Below are 22,458 nucleotides of genomic sequence, written 5' to 3'. Positions count from 1 at the left end.
CGCCCGGTTCCTTCTGGAGAACGACATTGGACAATACGACCTATATTGCCCTGTCTCGCGTCGATACATTGATGCGCGCTCTGGACGTGACGGCCAATAACCTCGCCAATGCCAACACGGATGGCTACAAGGCGAACAGGCAGCTGTTTTCCGAGTATCTTGTCAAACAGAAGGGGCCGAACGCGCTGCCGGGCGACAAGCAGGAATCCTACTCGCAGGATCAGGCGACCTATCGCGACCAGCTTCAGGGTTCCCTTCGGCAGACCGGAAACCTGACCGATTTCGCCATCAACGGCGAAGGCTATTTTACCGTCCGCACGACTCAAGGGATCAGGCTGACGCGCAACGGCGAGTTCCATCGCCGCATGGACGGTACGATCGTCGACGGATCGGGCAATCCCGTTCTGGACAATACCGGCCGGAATCTGGTTCTGCAGAACGAAGAAGACCTGCTGTCGGTCTCCGCTGACGGGACCATATCCACCCAGAACGGCGTCATCGGGATGATGGGACTGGTGACGGTCGACAATACCCAGACATTGATCCCCGAAGGTCATTTTCTTCTTCGGCCGACCACCCAGACTCACACGGTCGCCCGTCCGGAAATCCGGCAGGCCATGCTGGAATCAAGCAACGTCAATGCCGTCTCGGAAGCGACGAGAATGGTCGAAATCCAGCGGGACTACGACCTGACATTCCAGCTTATACAGACCGAGTCGACACGCAACATGAATGCGATCGACAAGATCACAGCCGAGCCGTCAGTCTGAGACCGACTGTTCTGAAGAAAGGCCACTTCCTGTTCCAGGTGCGTCACCGCGAGTAACCTTTTAGAAACCATTAATGGATAACAAATCCATAACATAGTCTCGGGGTCCGTCCTGCCTTCTGGCGGCAAACGCGTATGCTCCGTGGACGGTGGCTAGGTACAGGAAACTTGGAACGATGAGTCTGTTATCCTCTCTCTCGATAGCCACCAGCGAACTGAATGCGATTGAATACCAATATTCAGTCACATCCCAGAACGTTTCAAACCAGAGCACGGCAGGCTATGTGAGCGAGACGGCCACCGTCACGAGTGCCGTCACGAGCGGTACGGGCAATGGTGTCCATATCGGCGCGACGCAACTCAATATCAATCAGGCATTGCAATCCGCGCTGTATGCGCAGAATGCCCAAGTCTCTTCCTACACCACGATGGACAATTCGCTGGCCGCGGTCTCGGCGGTCCAGGGCACGACCGCAGCGGATTCGACGGACGCCGTTTCCGGCACCACCAATACGCTGACCGACCAACTGGGCAATGTGCAAAGCGCCTTGACGTCATTGATTTCCACACCGCTACAGAGTATTTCGCAGACGGCCGTGGTGACGAGCGCCCAGTCCCTGACGGATACGATCCACACACTGGCATCGACTTACACAACCCAGCGCCAGAATGCGGAAGACAGCATCGCCGCGACCATCCCGTCGATCAATTCCGACCTGACGCAGATTGGCGCTCTCTCGCAGCAGATCATAAAGCTCAAGGCGCTCGGCTCCGACACCGCCGATCTTGAAAACCAGCGCCTCGGGGTCATGTCCGACCTGTCGTCGAATCTTTCCGTCACGTTTTCCGAAACGTCAAACGGCGACATGGTCGTCCGGACCGCGGACGGCACGGAGCTTCCGACCCGCCCCGACCAGATCGGACAGAACGACAGTACACAGAAGCTGCCTTCCACCACCTGGCCGCTGAGTACCGGCGACGTGACCATTACGCCGGATATGAGCTACGATCCGACGAGCAGCACGTCACCGATTCCCGGTATCATGCTGGCAGGACAGGACATCACCACGCATCTGACCGGCGGCACGCTCGGCGCGAATATTACCCTGCGCGACGAGACGTATCCGAAGATGCAGGCACAGCTGGACTCGTTCTCCTATACGCTGATCAACCGCTTCAATAGCGCGGGCCTTTCCCTGTTCACGAACAGTGCTAGCTCAACCGACCCATCCAGCTATCTGGCGACCGCCCAGAGCAATCTTTCAAATCCGGCCAATCCTCCATCGACGGTTCCAGCCACGCCTCCCGGTATCGTGGGCCTTTCGTCGGCAGTCAGCGTCAACACAACGTATGTGAGCAGCCCGTCTCTACTGTCGACGAGCACAGCAAGCGACGGCACGACGATTGGCGATACGACAGTCATCCAGAATGTACTCAGCCAGACATTCGGCACCAGCGCCCAATATGTCACCGGCCCGACAAGTTCGGGCGGCTCGGATCTCGAGGCACCGACGGACAATCTCGGCTCAACCGGGAATATCTCAATCGGGTACACCGGGAATCAAGGGTTGCTCCAACTAGCTACCGCGCTGACATCGGACCAGGGTGCGACCATCGCAACAAACAGCAACAGCCTGGCAGCCAGCACCTCGGTCCAGACCGTCCTGCAGGCAAAAGTTGCCGATGTATCGGGCGTCAACGTCAACGACGAACTGGCGAAGGTCGTTGCCTTGCAGAATGCCTACACGGCGAACGCCAAGATCGTATCCACGGTCCAAACGATGTTTACCGCGCTTCTGAACGCCATCAATTAACTCAAGTTCGGGATAGGGATAGGGAACCGATGAGCTCGGCAATCAATCAATATGGCGGTAGCGCTACATCACTGATCCTTGCCGCCAGCATCAAGTCCATGTCCGTGCAGCAGGAAACGCTGACTTGGCAGGCCGGAAACGGCACGCTGGCCTCGACATTCGCAGGAATAGGTTCGACACGATCAGCGGCAATCAGCCTGACGCCGAAACTTACCCAGATCCAGTCCTGGCAGTCCAACATCACGAATGCCCAGGCCGACCTGTCGGTCACGGCCAGCGCCTTGGCCCAACTCGTCTCGCAGGCTCAGTCCATGGCAACGGGCCTACTGAGCGTTTCAGGCACGAGCGATACCAGTTCGGTCGCAGCCGTTGCCGAACAGGCACAGAGCTCGCTGACGGCACTGAAGACTGTTCTCAATACGACCAGCGGATCGACCTACGTCTTTTCCGGAACCGATAGCAACACGCCGACAATCCCCAGCACGGAACCGCTCGCGAACAGCAATCTCGCGACCACGATCTCGAATATCGTCAGTTCGCTCGACACGGCCGGGGCGACGTCGGTCATGGAACAGGCCACGACGGCAGCCGCAACGAACGACTCCGCTTCCAGCAATCCCCTCAGCGTCTTCTCGGCGTCCCTGTCCGTTGCCCCCGATTCCGCCCAGAACCTTCAGCGTGTCACTGCGACGAATAACAATGCGTCCACAAATGTCGGCGTTGTCGCAACCCAAAGCTCGACGACTTCCGCCGCGTCGTCAACATCAACAGGTTCGCCCATTCGCGACCTGATGCGCGACATGATGGTCGCGTCAGCCATGGGCGGCATGTCATCGTCGACAACGGGCTTCTCCGACATGGCCAAGCAGCTTTATTCGTCCCTGCAAACTACCATCAGCCAGCTTACCGAACTGGAATCTTCGGTTGGTTCCACCCAGAACAGTCTTACGGCGCAATCAGGCTTGCTGACCAGTGTCCAATCCACGCTGGAAGATCAGCTTAGCAGCGCAATGGACGCCGATCCTGCGGTCGTCGCCACACAGATGGCGGCCGTCAAATTGCAGCTTGAAACCTCCTACAAACTGGTTGCTGATATGAAGGACATGACGTTAGCCAATTATATCTGAGCCTATTCCGGGCTCAGGTCCTTTCTCGCAAGCTCCTATCTGCCATCAAGGCGCGCCCGATATCATGCTCTTCCTTCCAGGTACGTGGCAGATTGCTCTCAGGCCCCGCCCATAAAAATGCTTTCCGGACACGTCCGGTAATCAGTGGACTTTCATCGCCCCGGTGCACATCCTGTCCACTGCCCCGCGGATATCGTGCTGCGCACTCGGCCCTCTGGAAAATCCTGCATATCCGTGGCCGGTTTTCCCCCTTCACAAGACGATAAGGGTTTGCACGTCATGTCCCAGCCAATTGGGCCTTCCGCGGAGCAGACGCTTCACCCCCAAGAAAGTGGCGAAGCACTCCAACTCGCCGGACGCCTGAATGAAGCCGCAGCCGTTTATCGGACCCGACTGGAATCCACCCCAGACGATCCCATAACCTTGAGCAATTACGGCGGATTGTTAAACCAGTTCAGCCGTTTTGACGATGCGTACGCTGTCCTCTCTCGTTCTCTTGCGCTCGACCCGACCCAGCCCGATGCATGGTCCAATCTGGGCAACACGTTGCTGCACCTGCAACGCTATGATGACGCGACCACAGCCTACAGAAACTGTCTGCAACAGAGCCCTGCGCATGCCCTGGCCCTAAGCAATCTCGGTGTGGTCCTTGATCATCGCGGCGCGCATGAACTGGCCCAGAAATTTCATCAGATCGCCGTACAACTCACACCCGACAACGCGAAGACACGCACCAACTATGCCATCTCGCTACTGGCACATGGCGATTATCTGGCGGGGTTTCGGGAATATGAGTGGCGTTGGACAACGCACAGTTCCCGCAGCTACGGCATGACCGTGCCACAATGGAAAGGCGAGCATTTCCATGACCTTACCCTCATGATTCATACCGAGGGTGGTTTTGGTGACATGATCCAGTTCTCCCGTTTTATTCCATTTGCCGCGCAACGGGGAGGGCGCGTGATCGTCCGGGCAAGAAAGGAATTGCTGACCATGCTCCGGCAATCTTTTCCCGAACAGATTTTTTTTTCTGAAGATGACGAGGTACCGCCGCACGATCTTCAATGCCCGGTTCTTAGCCTCCCTTTCGCGCTGGGTACAACCCTGGCAACCATTCCTTCCGCCGGTGGCTTCCTTCGGGCCGACGCCCAAAAAACATCATTCTGGCACGACATGCTCCATCAGGATGTTGCAGCGAGTGGGCGGCCCGCCCTTCGTGTCGGCCTCGTATGGGCGGGCGCTCCACATCCCGAAATCCAAGCGGCCGAGCTTGCCAACCGGCGGCGTTCGACCGATCTTTCGACCTTCGCGCCCCTTGCCGACATAGATGCGGACATTCTGTTCTACAGTCTCCAGATCGGCGAAAAATCCTCCCAGGCCCGCACCCCGCCCGCCGGGATGAATCTAATCGACGACACGCCCCTGTTGCGGGATTTCAGCGATACCGCCGCGCTGGTTGCGGCGCTGGATCTGGTGATCGCCGTCGATACCTCGACGGCTCATGTGGCGGCCGGGCTGGGGAAACCGGTCTGGATGCTATCCCGCTACGATCAGTGCTGGCGCTGGCTTTCCGGCCGCACCGATTCCCCCTGGTATGACAGCCTGCGCCTGTACCAGCAGGCCGCGCCCCTCGACTGGTCGGACCCGATCCGCCGCATATGCACCGACCTGCGCGCTCTCGCAGCGCATTCCGCCATCCCTCAAAAGCAATCCGGCGCGATGGCATAAGCCACCGCGCCGGACCTCACCCGATGGGGTCATGCCGACGGCATGGCCCCAAAACTACTGCAACGATCAGAAATCGCTGCTGAAGGTCGCCAGTGCCGAGAACGGGATACCGATCGAATAGGTTGGGGCCTTGGCCGAAATCAGGTTGCCGTTGATCCCCGTCATCGCCGTCGCATTGGTCTGGACGCTATTGATCCAGGTCAGATTCCTGCTGCCGGTGATGTTCTGCAGGTTCAGGCGGATGCTCGGGCTCTTCATCAGGCCGAAATCGCTGAAGCGATAACCGACTGCAATGTTCATGCGCGTATAGCCCTTCATCTTCTGATCGTTCATGAACGTTGCATACTGCTTCGCAACATATTTCAGGTTGAAGCTGCCGAACCGGTGGCCGTCGTCGTAATCCAGGCCGAACCCGACCTGCCACGGCGGCGACTGCGGCGCGATTTTCCCCTTCGTCGGCAGATAATCGACAATCTTGCCCGACGATGCCTGCAGGTTGCTGTCCGTCACGGCATGCAGATACTCAGCCGATACATAGGGGCGGATGTTATGGAACGGCCGGGTACCGATTTCGAAATCGACACCGTCCGAATGCTCGCCACCACCATTGGCGTTGCTCGTCCAGTAGGCGCCCGAGATCGGATCGACGAGCGTCTGGGTGAACAGACGATCCGTGAAATTATAATGGAAGTAGGTCAAGGACGAGGAAATCAGGCTTCCCTGGTAACGCCAGCCGGCTTCTTCGGAAATCGAGACTTCAGGCTGCTGGTTGGGGCTGGCCTTGGTCGAATATCCAGTGCCCGCGTAATAGGCGCCTGAATCATACAGCGCATAGTTGGTCGGCATACGGTAGTTGGTCGCCACCGAAACGAAGACCTGGTTCTCGTTATTGATCTTGTAGCGAATGGCCGCGGTCGGCAGGGCCTTGGCGTAATCGGTATTGACATATTTCTGCGAGACGTCAGGCAGGTTGTTGGTGCCACGACGCGTCACGATCGAATATTTCAGGCCGGCGTCGATCGTCAGCCGGTCATGAAGCAGCGACAGGCTGTCGCCGATGAACGGCGTATGGACTTCGGTCTGCGTCAGCGTGTTGCGATACTGCGCCGTAACCCCATTGTTCAGCACCAGCTGCGGCCCGCCGCCCCAGACGTCCAGCGGCGTTCCGTCCGGGCCCACCTGGCTGTACGGTCCGGTCTGGCGCTGCTTCGAATATTCGAACCAATAGCCGACCATCAGCCGGTTCGGCCCGTAGGACCAGGTCAGCTTCGTCGTGGCGCCCGGACGATAGGTCTCCGTCAGGGACGGGTTATACAGTAGCGGCGAACCGGACGAGAGACCATTGATCGTTCCGCCGATCTTCTGCGCACCATACTGGTAACCGGTCAGACTGGTCGCATAGGCACCACCGCCATTGCCGTAACCATACCAGAAATAGGGCGTTTCCGTCAGCGTCAGATGGTCCGTCAGCGTGAAGGTCGACGGCATGCTGGCATAGATGTTGGTGAACGGATTCGGATGCAGCTTGTAGTAGTTATTGTCACCCGGCACGAAATGCCGCTCATAGACCGTGTTCGGCGCATCGGTCTTCATCAGGCCGCTGCTGCCGACCGGGTTGTCGAACCCGTAGCCCCACTGGTTCCAGCTCGCCTTGGTGACGCTGGGATAGGCATCGTTCTGCAGCGAGTTGCCCACGACCGCGAGCGAGATGCGATTGCCCTGCCCCCAGTCGTTCACGATCTTCATTTCGCCATGCTTCTTGTTCTCGTAACCCGGGCCGCGCCAATGGTCCTGCCGCCCCTGGGAATACGAGAAATAGGCGCGCAGGTTGGTATGGCCGATATAGCCGGTATCGAAGCGCGCAAAGCCACGGGTGGCGTTGAACGATCCGTAGGACATGTCGATCTTGCCGCCCATCTGCTTCTTCGGATCGATCATGTACATGTCGACCACACCGCCCGAAGCGCTGATATGCGGGCTGTCCAGATCGGCCGAACCCTGCGCCAGACGGATGCTCTGGAGGTTCTCGGAATCGACGATTTCCTGCGGATAGACGGCGAAGTTCCCAATATCGTTGATCGGAAAGCCTTCCAGCGTATAACCCATCTGGCTTTCGCTCAGGCCGCGCACCGACATGTGGCCGCCCGTCATGCCCAGCGGGTCAGTGTCCGACACGTTGGCGCCCGGCAGCAGCGCGATCAGTTGCATCGGGTTCTGGCCCGGGTTCTGCTTGGCGATGAAATCGCGTGTCACCTCAGAGATCGATTTCGGCGCGTCCTGGTTCACCATCAAGCCGCCGCCCAGTGCACGGCGCGTCACGCCATCACCATAGGTATGGGCCGTGACCTCCACCTGCTCGTCGGTCGGCGACGTCGCACCAAGCATTGACGGACGCGCTTCGACCTTGGCCGGGCTCGCCTGTCCTGTCGCCGATGAAGTGCCCATCTCCTGCGCCAACGCCCCCGACGACAGTACAGTCGAAGACACCAGAGCGAGCATCGTCGATCTGATATAGTTTGTCATACAATCTCCATTGATGAAATATGACCCACCGGGTCATTTTTCTTGGAACCTGACCGAATAGTCTGGTTCTGTATAGAGAGCATCAGAAATTTCATTAATTATTCAAACTCATTTTTCGAAACCAACGAAAAATCCGTTGCGCGTGACAAAGTTGCAACAAACGGCTGAAGGTTACAGCCCTGTCGGCCGACACAATGTGGGGCCGCTTCATCCACCGGCTTCCAAAGCCGCCTATCGTCGTTCGAACCGCGAGCCCCCAATTAATTCATTGTTTTCATTATTATTTTAATTCGGACGGATCAGCCTGGTGATATAGAGTCCGCTCCCGAAGTATCTGCCACACGCCTCAACCTCTGCGCGATACAATCAAACATTAGAGCAAGCAGCAGCCGGCCCGCAGATCATTCCATAAAAGAAATAATAGACCAGCACCACAATTCCGCCCAAGGCGGCTACCAACGATTCGCCCAGTCACCGGCCTCCTTGATCCCGGATGGAATAGTCCGGGCGATTTTTGCGTTTCCCGCTGATGATGAGGGAGCAGACCGTCAGGCCGTTTTCAAAATCCAGCCAATAGCAACCGCCCGGTTCAGAAGATATCCTGCCCCTCGCCCGCAGGCGGCGGCATATGGCTGATGCCGCTGCCCGCGCGGATCATGCTGTTCGGCGCGCATTCCCAGACGGCGATGGGCACCAGCCTGCTTTATGCCGAGATCACCAGGGTCGGTCGGCACCGGCGTGCATGCGTCTCCGGCCGAGTGCACACGGTGAACGCCCCGTCATCAACCACCATTCACCTGATTGCCCGCAGCCTGCTGCGTCGCCCTGTTGCTGACCGCGCCGTGCATCTGTTTTGCGCCGCCATCATGCAGAAGCTGCCCAGCTTCTCCGCCGGCTGACCCGACCGCCGGCCCCCACGTCCTGACCTTTGCCATCGGGGCATATCAGGATCATCATACAAACTTCTCGATCAGGATATTCGTGGGCCGCGCTGCCCTTCGGACCACTGAAATCGGGCGTCGGCGCCGTCCAGCGCGATGCCTGCGTCAGGGCGTCATCGGTGCCCTGGCCGAGCCGCTACGCTCTGCCCCGACTGTCGGCAGGCGAGACGGCTCACTCCTGTCCGGCCATCCCGCCTCGGGCAGCATGACGACGGATCGGCGAGGGGCTCGCATTTCAATGGTGCTCAACCGGAGAAAGCAACGGCCTCACATGCGCCCATACCACGTCCGCCAGCATGGCGGCACCTGCATCGGTCGGGTGCGTATCGTCCGCCTGCCAGTAACGGCGGTCCTCCACATTGAACAGCTTCTGCCCTGCAGCAAACGGGTCGATGACAAGATCAGCGGCGATACGGCCTCGACGAAGCGCATCCGCGATCGCCACCCGGCGGGGCCCGCTGGTATTGGCCTCCGCCATGAGAGCAACCGTAAAACCGAATCCCTTCAGGGTCTTTACGATCGTTGCCAGCTTGGCAACGGTCTCGTCAGCCGGGATATTGCTCTGTTCCAGATGATCGTTGAATCCCCCGAACACCACCGCAACACGGCGCGCCGCTCCCGACGCCGCTGCACCTGCAGCAGGCAGGGCCGCAAGCATCTGCCGCGTCGTGGCACCCGATACCGCGAAATTATAGCTGTGATATCGAGCCATCCGCTGCATCAGCACCGGCCAGTTCCCGCCGTCCGCCAGTTGATACCCTTCCGTTCGGCTGTCTCCGATCGCCACAAAGACGGTGCGCTGCTGAGGAAGATCATGATTGTCGGCTGCCGCCGATGCCTGAAAAGCCAACAGCATGTCATCCGAAGGCGCCGCATCAGCAATAACGATACCGGTGTACAGGGCCGTTCCACGCCCTTGAGCGACCCATGCATCGGCCTCTCCGCCGTAACCGATGAAGCCCCCACTCAATGTCCCTGAGCGGATCACGCTGGGATGCGCCACAATCGCCCGGGACGAAACGAGCCGATAGCCATTCGGTCCCGAGCCGATCCCGAAAGCCACCGGGCTGCTGGGCAGCACGAAGCCACTCCGCTGGTCAGGATTATTCGCGTCCCCCAGATGCACGAACCCATCGAGCGTATAGCTCCCCGTGAAAATGCGAACTGCCTGTCCGCCTTGCCCGAAGGTCGCAAGGACAGGATAGGCACCCGACGCACTATTGGAGGAGGCGACCATGCCCGTCGTGCCGAAGAAAAATCCGTCGCGCGGCAACGCCATGTCTGCGGGGATCGAGAATCCCCCCGGCCCGTTCCGTTCGCCCCACGAAATCACGTCGTGCCCCGCGATACGCACTGCACCAATATGAGCCGCCGCATGCCCGGGAATTGCCGTCAGATCATGATGGTGACCACTCTGATCATAGATCCGCGTCACCAGCACGGCCGTGCCATTGTCACGTGTCGCCAGCGCGACCTCCAGCGCTGGCGCATCGAAATGCCCGTCGGGACGAATCGCGATCGTACGCTGCAGAACACGACCGGAGACGGTCATCGCGATATCCAGTGCCGGGCCGGTATAGTTCGCGATCATCCGCATCGTGCCGCCGGCGAAGACGGTATGAATACCGAACGGATCACCGGGTCGGACGACAGGCACCGGGTCCCAGCGCGCAGCATCGGGCTGAACCGAAACGGCATGCCAGACCTGCCCCCCAGCCTGCCATAAATCGCCAACAGCATATCCCGCGCGCGAATCATCATGTGCGTACGGCGGCCGGCCCACCGGGATGGAACCGCTGGCAATACAGGTCATCTCCGGCGCACCGGGCACCGGGCAGTCTTCGGCTGCCATTGCGGGCCCGATGGCCGAAAGCAGCAGGCAAGCCGACCAGAATATGATCCCGCGCGGGTTCGAGCGGCCTGCGAAGCACATGATCTGCCTCCTTACGGCCCATCGAACCGATAATGCGCCATCAGCATGCCGCTGGCTTCAGACCAGCTTCCCGACCGAATATATCCGCCCTCTACCCCCAGGCGCAGGCCGTCGGTCACCTGATAGACGATACGCGCCTTTCCGCTGCCGGCGACACCGCTGGCGCCCTGGCTGTCATATCGATTCGACCCCAGCAGGGCCATCATCCTCTGCATGGTAGGGTCCAACGGGAAATACGATGCGGAGCTCACATGATAGTTCTGGTACCCGACAGCCCCCCGCACCGACCACGTCCAGCGATCGACATGGCCCGTATAGTCAGCCGACGGCATAACGGCGTAATAGCTTTGGGGCGAGAAATATCCGCCCTGCCCCAGGGTGAATTCATATTCATTCCGACGATAGGCGAGATATTCAGCATCCAGGCCCAGCCGCAGCCTCTGCCGCTGCACCCGCTGCCATACGGTCACGCTGCCCCCCAGTTCGGCATCGGCCTCGGTATTGTCGGCAACATGGGTCCCCTGCAGCAGGGCGAAACCGCCGCCGGCATAAGCGTTCCATATCTCATTGGCCCATTCCAGCGAACCATGTCCGCCGATCCGCGTAACGCCACCCCATACCTTGCCGGTTCCCGGATCACGCATGCCGGCATAGGACAATTCACTGTCGGTCACCATCCGCCGATCGCCGGTGATCCTCAGCGTCAGATTATCGGTCAGACGCGGTGAGAATTCGACTCCGCCCAACACATTGGCAATGGGGAAGCCGAGCGGGCTGGATCCGACATCGGCCGCGAACCAATGGTCGACATAGCGGACATCCAACCCCACGCCCTGCACGTTGTATGCATGACGCCCTCCAGACCCGCTGCCATAAAGCGGAACCGTACCGAACCGGGCGGCACTATAAGCGCGGCTCAACGGATCTCCGGTAAAAAGGAACGTCGGCGTGACCGAAAACGAAATCCGGTTCTGCCAGGAGGCAAAGGGGATCGTTCCGGTGATGGGCACCGCCAGTTCGGTCAGCTGACCCAGCCCGACCGTGCCAAGGCGGCTGCGGACATAGGTGTTGGCATCCAGTTGTGGTGCCGTGCTTTCCTGCAGATAGACGATCTGCCGGTTCATGGACCCGACCTGACCGTCCTGCGGCAGGTAATGTTCGCCGGCAGGCAACGGAGCTCCGCGCAACGGCACGTATGCGGTCTCGATCTCGGGCCAACGGTAATCCGGCTTCTGCCGGACAGCAGGCGCGCAGGCAGGCTCCTGTTCCGCGCCGCATTGCAGTTCGCGGGCAAAGACCAGGTCGGCCTCCTGCTGGCGGTCGCGTCCATCGAGGCGATCGTTCTCGGCCCGTATCCGCCAGGTTGTCGACAGCTTGGGGGCACTGGCCATCAAACGCCGTTCCATCGCCCTCGCCGCCGGCCGGTCGTCGAGAGCCAGCGCGTCCTGTGCCACCGCCGCCACCGCATCGACGGATTGCGGCCCCCGTCGCAGGGCTTCCTGGTCGGCGCGCAACGCCATCTGCGGCTGGTTCAACCCATGGTAGACGCGCCCCAGAGCCAGCCACGCCGCCACCGAATCCGGATGCAGGCTGACGATCGGCGCGATCAGGCGATAGGCCTCCTGCGGCCGCCCGGCGCGGACTTCCTCGTCGCTGCGCTGGATCGCAACCCCCGCCGCCAGGTCCGCGCGCGCCAGGACGGCATCCGCCGCCGGCGGCATGCCCTCGGCACGGACAAGGCGGTCATAGGCATCCAACGCGCGTTGCGCGTCGGCGGGAACCCCCAGGCGCAACGCAAGGCCGGCATAGAGCAGTTTCTGTGCGGGGGTGGCGGACAGGGTGATCGCGCTCTCATGCGCCAACGCCCAGCGCGCGCCGTCCCTATCATGACGCGCCAGCAGCGCATCGACCAGGATCGCCGCGCGATCGCCGGTCGGATCAGGCTGGTCGGCCAAGGCCCGTATCGAACGCGGATCGTCCTTCGGCACGGCGGTGACGCGGCGGTAGAAGGCGACCAGTTCGGCGGCACGCTGCATACTCGGACCACGTGTTTCCGGCGGCAGCCGCTCCAGCAGCACGGCCGCGTCCTCGTACCGCCGCATATTCATCGCGAAGATCACGCCGGCCCGTAGGCTGGGCGAGGTGGCATGTTCGTTGCGGGTCAGAGTCTCCATCAACGTCCGGGCCTCGGTGGGCTGACCGTCATGATAGAGCGCTTGCGCCAGACGCAAGGTCAGCCACGGATCGCCGGAAACCCTGTCCAGCGCCTGGTGCAACAGGGCGATCCGCTCGGCATCGGTGCCGGCGCGGGCGGCGCGGGCCGTATCGTCCGCAGCCAGCAGGCGGGGCAACAAGGCCGGCCGCAGAGTCGCCACTCGAGCCGTCAGAACGCGTGCCTCATCCACCTGCCCGGCCTGGAACAACAGGTCCGCCAGATTGAAGAGCGCATCGGGGTCGGCCGGACGCTGCCGCAACGCCTGCCGGTAACGCTGTTCAGCTTCAGCCGGCCGCCCTTGCAGCCGGTCAAGGCCGGCAGTCATCAGCAGCGATGCAAATGCCATTTCGGGACGCCGCGCCAGATGCTCCAGCGCCGTCCGCGCAGCGTCATACTGTCCTTCCGCCACCAGACGGTTGATCGCGACGATCTCCGGATCATTCCCACCGACGGCATTCAACGCGCTCAATGCGGCGCGCCAGTGGGATGCACGCCCCGCATCCGCATCGATGGCCTGGTGGAAGAAGCGGCGGGCAACCGCGATCTGGTTGTGCCGCTGCGCCACCAGCCCCAGCCCGCCCAGCACATCCGCGTCCTGTGGACTGACGATCAATGCCCGCTGGAAGGCAGCACTGGCGGCATCCAACCGTCCATGCTCCAACAGGACGAACCCCTCGGTCCGGTCATTACCTTCGTCGATCGCCGCCTGAACGGCACGGGCCTTCTCCAACCGGGTGACGATCGCCGCGTCGTCCGGATGCAGCGCCAGCCACTCCATGTAGAGCGGAATGCTGGACCCGACGATCGGAACCCAGGACAGCGTTTCGTGCCATGCCGCAATCGCCTGGCGACGGATCAGGGGCTGCGTGTCGGCCCCGGCCAGACGACGTAGTGCCGCCAGGCCCTGGACCCGTGACACATCGCGATAGGTCTGGATCTGCGCCAGCGCCAGCTGTGCATTCAGATCGTGCGGGCTTTCCGCCACCAGGGCCGACAGCCTGGCGCGTGCATCGTTATATCCAAGAATGGTGCCGCCCAGTACACGGTAATATTCCAAAGCCAAGGCGGGCGGCGGTTCGCCGTCATGAAACAGCGCGCGATAGCGCAGCATCGCGGCCAGCATGCTGCCCGATCCGGCCAGCTTGCGTGCCTCGGCCAATCCCTTCGGATCCACGGGCCCTGCCCGCATAGCCGCGCGCAGCCGCGACAACTGGCCCGCACTCCCACCGGCGGCAGCCAGGCGATTCAGTGTCAGCTGCGCGGCCGCGACATCGCCGGTCCCGATCTGCACCACGCACAGCATGTTCAGCGCGTCGACATTGGTCGGCTGGATCGCCAGCGCACGCTGGATGCTTTCGCCCGCCCGGACGAACTCGCCCGCGTCGATCCAGTAATGACTTTGCTCCAGCACCAGGTCCAACACCGACCGGGCATGCGCCAGGCGGGCGTCGGCTGTCGGCACGGGACTGGCATCCCCGGTAACCACCGGCCCAGCGGCCGCCGGAACCGCGCCGTCTGCTGTTGTCTCCTGGGCATAGGCCACCCCCGGCCCCCATGCGACCAGGCCGCCCAGCATCGTCATGCCGGTCAAATATGCACGCAATTGTCCGTTCCCCTGGGGCGAGCGCAATCTAATGGACACGGGATACCGCCGATATGATTGACAGCCCCAGCGCGACGAGCCCGCTGGTTCCGACCAGACACAACGCCCCACGGACCCGCACCGGCATGGCCACGCGGCCTTCATACGCCAGTCCGATCCGTTCGACGCATACATAGCTTATGAAACTAGCCACCAGCGCCAGTGCCAGCACGCAGGCCATGACCCAGCCATGCACCGAAAAAACCATCAGGTAATTCGCCACGACAATACAGGGCCAATGCCACAGATAGACAGAATAGGACATGACGCCCAGCGGCGACAGCAGGCTCAACCCCGTTCGTGAAACCCAGGTCTGCGGCAGCGCGATCAGCGCGGCCGCCGCCAGGCAGGGCAGCACCGACATATAGGACGGGCAGGCGAAATTCAGGGAATAGAACAGTCCGGCCAGAACGATCGTCGCACACGCCACCGCACTGACGAGATTCGCCGCGACCGACGAGATGCGGAACGGCGGCAGAAGCCAGATCATGGTCCCGAGCGAGAACTGCCACATCCGGTCGAAGATGCTGTAATAGGCTTGGACATCGCCGTGCAGATGGGCCGTCACGCTGGAAACCAGCGAAAGCACGAAGATCCCGATGATCGCCCAGCCACGATGCCGAACATAGGGCAGGAAAAGCGCCATGAAGAAGATGATCGTATAGAACTGCATCTCCAGCGAGAGCGACCATGTATGCAGGAACGGATAGGCGATACTCTGCCCTTCGAAATATCCGACATGACCCGCAGCCCACAGATTCGACAGGTAAACCAGCGAATAGGCACCGTTGAGCGCAATGTCGGCCCGATCGCTGGCCAGGACCCACCACAGCATGGCCGCACAGACGGCAACAATCATGCACAGCAGGGCCGGCAGCAGGCGATAGAGGCGGCGGCAAACGAAATTCACGGGCCGGAACGGCGATTGAAGCAACGCCGAACGGCCCATGAAATAGCCGGAAATCACGATGAAAACATCAACGCCGATGAAACCGCCACGGATCCATCCGGCATGAAACAGCACCACCAGCAACACGGCCAGACCGCGCAGCCCGTCGACATCCCTCCGGCGGTCGATCGGGAAGAAAACTCGCCGCAGGGCCTCCGGCCAGTTGCCTGCCTCAGAGGGGGTCGTGATGCGCTGTAACATTCCGGCCTTCCGTACAAATGCGCTCTAAAGGGATGCGAACGGGCCAGGATGGCCTATGGCGCCGCAGCCGCCCCATTCTTGATCTTCTGCAACAGCGGCACCGTCGCCTGCAGAATCGCATCGCCCCATACCCGATAGCTTGCCGGCGTGGCGTGAATCCCGTCGATGGTCGCGACCGAACCCGGCTTCATCAGAGCCGTGCCGTCGATATAAGTGCAGGGTGCAACTTCAGTCTTGAGGAAGGCCGCCATTTCCGCGGCCCGCGCGTCGGTCTTGCCATAGCGCGGGCTGTACTGGCCCCAGGTCGGCCCGATCCAGATACAGGCGGTCTTGCCGATCGTATAGGTCAGGGTCTTCACCTGCTCATCGACCCAGGATTTGGAAACGCTCTCCTGCCCGTACGACGCCATGGTGTCACCCAGCACCACCATCACCACATTCGGATGCCATTTCTCCAGTAGCGACGACATTGACGGCGGGGCCGCCGGCTGCATGTTCGGCGGCCCCAGCGGGGCATCGTCGATCCGCTCGGCCGCGCCGCAGCCATTGTTCGGATTGGGTACCACCCAATCCGCCGCCTGCGACGAGCAGACCCCATAGGCCACGACCTTCGCGCCCTGCGCCGTCAACGCGTCCGGCAGGACCGACAGCAGCGAGTCCTTGAACGTCACATGGCTGTCGCCGATAATCAGCAGCGTAAGACCTGCGAGAAGCGCACTCATATCCGGTTTCCGTCCTTCATTCTCATTCCCTCAGGACAACACGCTCACTTGTCGTCCGAGGACATATCGCCCAGGCGACGATGCGCCCGGCGCCGCAAGCCCCGCCAGATCACATAGGCCAGCAGACCGGTACCGAGCAGGCCGACCAGCGACAGGCCGAACAGATGGCCATCGAGGTACCAGGCCGGCCACATCCACAACGGCAACGACCCGACCGTATAACGCGGCGCCGTGCGATAGCTGGAAATCCGCTCGCCGTTCTTGATAACCAGATCTCCCTGGATCAGCGGATGAACGGCCGCGTCGCGCAGCGCCAGCACCATCTCCTGCAGCCGCTCCGGCGTGTCGCCCATGATCGCCACGACCGATCGATGGGAGTCAAAGGGTGACTGCGCGCCGATCAGCAGTCCCGCCCCCACGATCGGCGCCCGCAGCCTTGCCGTCACGGCATTGCGCAATCCGGTCTGGTCGCGGTCCTGGAACAGATAGCGAACCCCTTGCAGACCCGTGTATTGCCCAGCGGTAATCCGGGTCCCGTCAACCTGATAAGGCGCCCGGGACAGCAACGACACCGCTTCATGCACCTGCTTGGCCGTCGCCAGGAGAATGACGTCACCTGCTGGAGGAGCCGCATCGATACTGTCTGTATAGACAATCGACACCCCGGTCGTGGGGTACCACGTCGTCGCGCCGAAGACGCCCATCAGGTCCAGATAGGCTCCCACCGTCGCATTATCCGGATGACGCGGCATGACCACCGTCGTCTCCGACAGATCCGCCATACGCGTAAAGGGAAAACCGATCTGGGCGAACTGGGCCAGGTCCGGAAGCGTGGTGAAATGATAGGCCCGCCGGAAATCCAGCACCGACGACTCATCCACACTCGTATGGAGGTCGATCGGAACGTGACGGCAGGCACCACGATCGACCGGCCTGGCATCAAACGCGAATTGAAGCTGATTCTGGCCGAACAGCGTCGCGGGCGGCAACGCCACCTGAATGCCGACCGTGCCGAAATGCGGATTGATCAGCCGCCGCGACCATGTGTCCCAGGTTCCCGACGCAATCATCGAGGAGCGTTGCAGGAAGATGTCGTTGACCGACACATCCAGCCGCGAACTCGCCAGATCGACCGTCGTTCCGCCGATGACACCAGGCGGATGGACCCACAGATCCATCAGGAACGGCCGTTGCCGCCATGTATAGAGATCGGTCGGCAGATGAAACGGCATGTTGAGCAAGGAAGGCGCAAAGCCGTTCGCTTCCAATGTCTCAGCCGGCACCAACTCGCCGAAACGGACCGGGCGATCCGTCGGCACGAAAGACGGCGCGTCATAGGGCTTGCGCGGCGCGGCCTCGACATTCGCCACCACCTGCGCATTCACCGCACCCAGAGTCGTGGGCGACAGCACCAGCGCCCGCGCCGCAATCTCCAGTTCCTGCGGGTTTCGCCCGGTCACCACTAGGATCGTACCCCAGCGATCGTTGGGATTGGGTATTTCGAGCAGCGTCGGCCCTTCCGGCGGCAGGCCATCAGGCCCGACCGGCAGGTTTTCACCGATCTGGATCGCATTGCCGGCATCCGGGATCACGTTGGTGACCGGAAAGGAGAATTCCCGGAAATCCGCCAGCTTGCCGAACCAGGAGGCGATCATGCCGCTGACCCGCAAATTGGCCCCCGTAGCGGGGATCACCATCGGAATCCGCACGGGATTACGCAGGTTCGGATCGAAGAACGGCGCCGGCAGACGCGCCAGCGTCCGTTCGGGCGCGATACGCACCGTGGTCAGCGTGATGCGCGACAGGTCGGAAATACGCGCCCACAGGACCTCGTTATAAAGATCGTTGCAATCCCGCCTGTACTCGCCGGCGAAATGAAAATTCAGCGTGTTCTTCCCACCGAAATACATAGGATTGATGTCGAACGTCAGCGGCCCGAACTGTGGATGCTCCGGATCGACCTTGATGGTTCCGACATATTGCTCGTTCAGCGTCACGGTCACCGCACTCGCTTCGGGAAGCAGTTCGGGTGACAACGCGCCGGACAGCGTCAACTGGGCATGGGTCACGATACGATTGGCCGGCACCGCGACAGTCACCCCCTGCAGCGGGCTGTAACCCCGCAGGACCATGGGACCGGATACGCCCAGATCATGCAGGGACAGCGTATTCGTCACCTCGGTATCCGAGATACGTGCGGCGATGGCGGCGTCGCTACCTGCTACCGGATTGCGGTCGCCGGCATTGGTGTCATTGATCGGCAGTCCCGGTGCCCCCGGTGCGACCGGAGGCGGTGGCACGGCAAGGGCCGGCTTGGCCTCCGAAGCGGCCGGCGGCGCCGGCAACGGCAGGGCGAATGACGGATCGTCCTCCGCAGGGGCGGACGCGGGCAGGGCCCCGTCGGTCTGTCCATGGGCCATAGGGATGCCCGCCATCGCCAGGCCGGCCACCAGGACACAGGAAGCCACTACGCCACGCTGCGTGGCTGGTCGTGAAGGTTTCAACACGAAACTTGCCTTCTCCAATGTCTTGGCCGGTGTGACGTCATCAGACGACTCATCATCGGCAGGAATGACGGACAAACGAGCCTCACCGGAACGCCGCCAGAACAGGCCGGCAATGTTCCTGAGGATGATGAGAAAACTTCTGATAGGCCGATCCCGGGGAAAGTCGTCCCACGAGGACCAGGCATCATGACGGCCGAAGATCATCGATACGACCTGTCGCTCGCCGTCCAACCCCGAAACCAGCCAGCGCGCATGCATGCGGTCACCGCGTCGGCGCAGGATCTCGACCCGGATCGAAGCGTCGAGGCCGTCCCGCGCATCGTGGTAATCAAGGACGACCTGCATGGGCCCGGTAATCGGCATGTCGCTTGGTGCTATAAGCCCGACCCCGCCCAGCGACAGATCGGTGGTGCGGGTCTGCCAGACTTCACCGGTGTCCGTTTGCAGAGTCACCGGCAGATCGGCCCGCACGCGATGCTGGACGCGGCTCTGGCGCGTTTCACGGGCAACCGCGATCGATGCCAGAATCATGAACAGGCTGAACAGGCCCCAAAATATATTGAGCAGCATCGACTGGAAGGCCGCCTGGTCGAGATGCTGGAAGCACACCCCGAAAATGCCGCGCAGCACTGCTGTCCCCAGCAGAACGGCCAGGATGACGTTGGGATAGACCGCACGCAGATCGAAATAGTCGTTATGAAGCTGCGTGCCTTTGCGAGTAACATTGAAACGTCCCTTGTTCGGCCACAGAAAGGTGGACACCGTCAGGCGCACGAGGAACATGGCGAGCGAAGTTTCATAGAGCTCGCTCCAGAAGGTATAACGCCAGCGTCCTTCGATTCGCGACAGGGTCAGCATCGAATGCAATATGTGCGGCCCGGCATAGGCGAGTGCCGCCAGGGGCGACGCCGTCAGGATATTCACCCCCAGAAGCAGGAAGGCCATCGGCGCGGCCAGGAAGATGATACGCGGCACAGCGAACAGGAAATGCGACATCGACGACAGGTAGCAGAGCCGCTGCTCCCAGCGCAGCCCCCGACCCAGCAAGGGATTGTCGATCCGCATGATCTGCAGCGTGCCGCGCGCCCAGCGCATGCGCTGCCCGATATGAAAGATCAGCCGCTCGGTCGCCAGTCCGCCCGCCAGGGCTTGACGCAGATAGCCGGTACTCCAGCCCTTGCGCTGCATCTTCAGGGCAGTATGCGCGTCCTCCGTCACGGTCTCCGTGGCGAAACCGCCGACGCTATCCAGCGCCGCCCGCCGGATCACGGCGCACGACCCGCAGAAAAAGGTCGAATCCCACAGATCGTTCCCATCCTGGATCAGGCCATAGAACATATTGCCTTCCGGCGGCACCTGTTCGGCCGCCGTCAGATTGCGCTGGAACGGATCGGCCGAATAGAAATAATGCGCTGTCTGCAGCATGCACATCGTCGGCTCGGCCACCAGCCAGCCGACCGTCTGCTTCAGAAAATCGCGCACCGGCACGTGGTCGCAGTCGAACACGACCACCAGGTCTCCATCGGTCATGCCAAGCGCATGGTTGAGGTTACCCGCCTTGGCGAAGCGATTATCCGGCCGCGTGATGTAACCGACACCGCACTCGATAGCGAAATCGTGGAAGTCCTGCCGCCTTCCGTCATCCAGTATATAGACGTTCAGCTTGTCCACCGGCCAGTCGAGCGCCTGCGCCGCCAGCACTGTCGCGCGCACCACGTCCAGGCTTTCATGATAGGTCGGGACCAGGACATCGACAGATGGCCAGAGCGTCTCATCCACCGGCAGGGGATGCACCTGCCTTTCCAGCGGCCAGATCATCTGGAAATAACCCAGGCCGAGAACCACCAGAGCATAGCATTCTGCCAGGAGCAGCGTGATGGACAGAACAAATTGCAGCACGTTGTCATGAGTGATCGTTGTCCCGACCCGCCACACGATGTAGCGCATCGACATCATGATCGACAGCGTGATCAGGAAGCAGCTGGCCAGGCGTCCCGGCAGGCGATTGACAACCAGCATCAGACCGATCGTACCGAGCGCGAACAGCCCCTGCTGCAGATCGGACAGCGTGAGTGCGCTGACCAAGACCATCAGCCCCAGCCCGATGATGCCGACAAGAGCGGAATCGAGCACGACCCGACGAAACGGCTTCGAATGCATTGTCATACCCAACCGACGCGTCATGGAAATTCCAACCAGATATCAGACATGCGTCCCACTCTCAGGGAAGTCCGTCCGCCGCCCCTGCCAACTCATATCGACACCAAAGATTGCTCGCCACACACCGCCGGCGCGCAGAGATCACGCTTTATTAATAATCTATATTATTCAATATTTAAAGCCCACGACGAGTTTTTGAGGATACCCATCTGTCACGTTTTTTTATGAAAAACGCTGTACAGATTGCGAAAATCACCAAAAATTCTTTACAAATAAAATAAAATAAATATACCCATCAATATCGAAGAATATTGCACTCAAGCAACATTGCATCCCACGAAAATTGAAAATTACCTGCGCATTTGGCCATTGCATCTTTCACCATGCCTGCCTGCCCACCCAAAGAGGGAACATGCAACGTTTTTCTAATCGCAACACCGAACCAAACACGTTCCACGCCAGCAATCCCGCGTTCCGGACCACACCGCTTGCGAGACACGTCGGTCTGGGGTCACTTCCCCACGATATCAACTCCTCACCCCATCCTCAGGCGGATCGCCGGCCGCTACGTGCCTTCTGCATCAGCACGCCAGACCCTGATGACACGACATGCGATAGCATCAGCGCGAACTTAATCTACGGAGATCGCAGACTCCACCCAACCCACATCAATACTTTATCCGCCCCCGAGGCACGGCTTGATCTGGTATCCGAAACAGAATAAATCTTCATGCCCCAAATGGGGATTTACAAGAACAAAAATTATCTATAGAGTTAAAATTTATTTCTATGCAGATCAGAAAGAATGACGCATGTTGGTGGCGATCATCAACAAGGCGATAGAAGACGTATATTCGTCTGTCATCAATCAATCGCGAAAACCGGACTACGACCCTGACTTGCCTTGCACAAATTACGGGATACAAAGGTCTTGGACCTCATTTAAAGTTCAGATCTTCATCAGACAAAATTTTTATTCTTATATAATAAGATGAATTTTTCTATATTCATGGTGCGGGAGAATAAATACGTCACCTTTACAAACAAATATGTCAACTGGAGATATCAAGGACCTGTTTCGCATCTCCAACAACAGGCTGATCTTCCTATCATCTTAGAGACCGTTTGAGAATGTGTTGATGCGGTGGCTTGGGCGTGATTCAAGCTGGGGATGTGGACCCGAGCGAGCCGTGGCCGGATGGCTGGATTTGAGAAGCGATTAAAGCG

General features: G+C 60.5%; 11 protein-coding genes. 5 read left to right on the top strand and 6 right to left on the bottom strand.

What is annotated here, in order from left to right; genetic code table 11:
* Nucleotides 1-26: 26 nt before the first annotated feature.
* From HLH35_RS04400 to HLH35_RS04385, 4 genes are all read left to right on the top strand, one after another.
* Nucleotides 27-770: a flagellar hook-basal body complex protein gene (locus HLH35_RS04400; RefSeq protein ID WP_182978001.1), complete on the top strand. Its 744-nt coding sequence runs from the start codon at nt 27-29 to the stop codon at nt 768-770.
* A 175-nt stretch (nt 771-945) separates the two neighbouring features.
* Complete coding sequence (gene flgK, locus HLH35_RS04395; protein ID WP_182978000.1) at nt 946-2,583, top strand: flagellar hook-associated protein FlgK; 1,638 nt, start codon at nt 946-948, stop codon at nt 2,581-2,583.
* Nucleotides 2,584-2,612: 29 nt separating this feature from the next.
* Nucleotides 2,613-3,710, top strand: coding sequence for a flagellin (locus tag HLH35_RS04390; RefSeq protein WP_182977999.1), 1,098 nt, complete (start codon nt 2,613-2,615; stop codon nt 3,708-3,710).
* A 279-nt stretch (nt 3,711-3,989) separates the two neighbouring features.
* On the top strand, nt 3,990-5,438 hold the full coding sequence (locus HLH35_RS04385; RefSeq protein ID WP_182977998.1) for a tetratricopeptide repeat protein: 1,449 nt from the start codon (nt 3,990-3,992) through the stop codon (nt 5,436-5,438).
* A 66-nt stretch (nt 5,439-5,504) separates the two neighbouring features.
* On the opposite strand, the gene HLH35_RS04380 is transcribed toward HLH35_RS04385, so the two are convergent.
* On the bottom strand, nt 5,505-7,961 hold the full coding sequence (locus HLH35_RS04380; protein WP_182977997.1) for a TonB-dependent receptor: 2,457 nt from the start codon (nt 7,959-7,961) through the stop codon (nt 5,505-5,507).
* A gap of 635 nt (nt 7,962-8,596) precedes the next feature.
* Here HLH35_RS04380 and HLH35_RS04375 point away from each other — a divergent pair.
* A complete protein-coding gene (locus tag HLH35_RS04375; protein ID WP_182977996.1) occupies nt 8,597-8,860 on the top strand; it encodes a hypothetical protein in 264 nt (87 codons plus the stop codon).
* A 277-nt stretch (nt 8,861-9,137) separates the two neighbouring features.
* Here HLH35_RS04375 and HLH35_RS04370 read toward each other — a convergent pair whose 3' ends face one another.
* From HLH35_RS04370 to bcsA, 5 genes are read right to left on the bottom strand one after another with little or no spacing between them, the layout of a single operon-like run.
* A complete protein-coding gene (locus HLH35_RS04370) occupies nt 9,138-10,835 on the bottom strand; it encodes an SGNH/GDSL hydrolase family protein (RefSeq protein ID WP_182977995.1) in 1,698 nt (565 codons plus the stop codon).
* A gap of 11 nt (nt 10,836-10,846) precedes the next feature.
* Nucleotides 10,847-14,653, bottom strand: coding sequence for a cellulose biosynthesis protein BcsC (locus tag HLH35_RS04365; protein ID WP_182977994.1), 3,807 nt, complete (start codon nt 14,651-14,653; stop codon nt 10,847-10,849).
* A gap of 28 nt (nt 14,654-14,681) precedes the next feature.
* Nucleotides 14,682-15,842, bottom strand: coding sequence for an acyltransferase family protein (locus HLH35_RS04360; RefSeq protein ID WP_182977993.1), 1,161 nt, complete (start codon nt 15,840-15,842; stop codon nt 14,682-14,684).
* 53 nt (nt 15,843-15,895) lie between these two features.
* Nucleotides 15,896-16,564, bottom strand: a complete 669-nt coding sequence (locus tag HLH35_RS04355) for an SGNH/GDSL hydrolase family protein (RefSeq protein ID WP_182977992.1) — start codon at nt 16,562-16,564, stop codon at nt 15,896-15,898.
* A gap of 44 nt (nt 16,565-16,608) precedes the next feature.
* Nucleotides 16,609-21,237 (bottom strand): UDP-forming cellulose synthase catalytic subunit, encoded by a 4,629-nt coding sequence (gene bcsA, locus HLH35_RS04350; RefSeq protein WP_246384844.1) that lies wholly within the window; start codon nt 21,235-21,237, stop codon nt 16,609-16,611.
* Nucleotides 21,238-22,458: the final 1,221 nt, after the last annotated feature.

Source organism: Gluconacetobacter asukensis (assembly GCF_014174375.1).
Taxonomy (GTDB): domain Bacteria; phylum Pseudomonadota; class Alphaproteobacteria; order Acetobacterales; family Acetobacteraceae; genus Gluconacetobacter; species Gluconacetobacter asukensis.
This window is presented reverse-complemented; position numbering and strand designations above follow the sequence as displayed.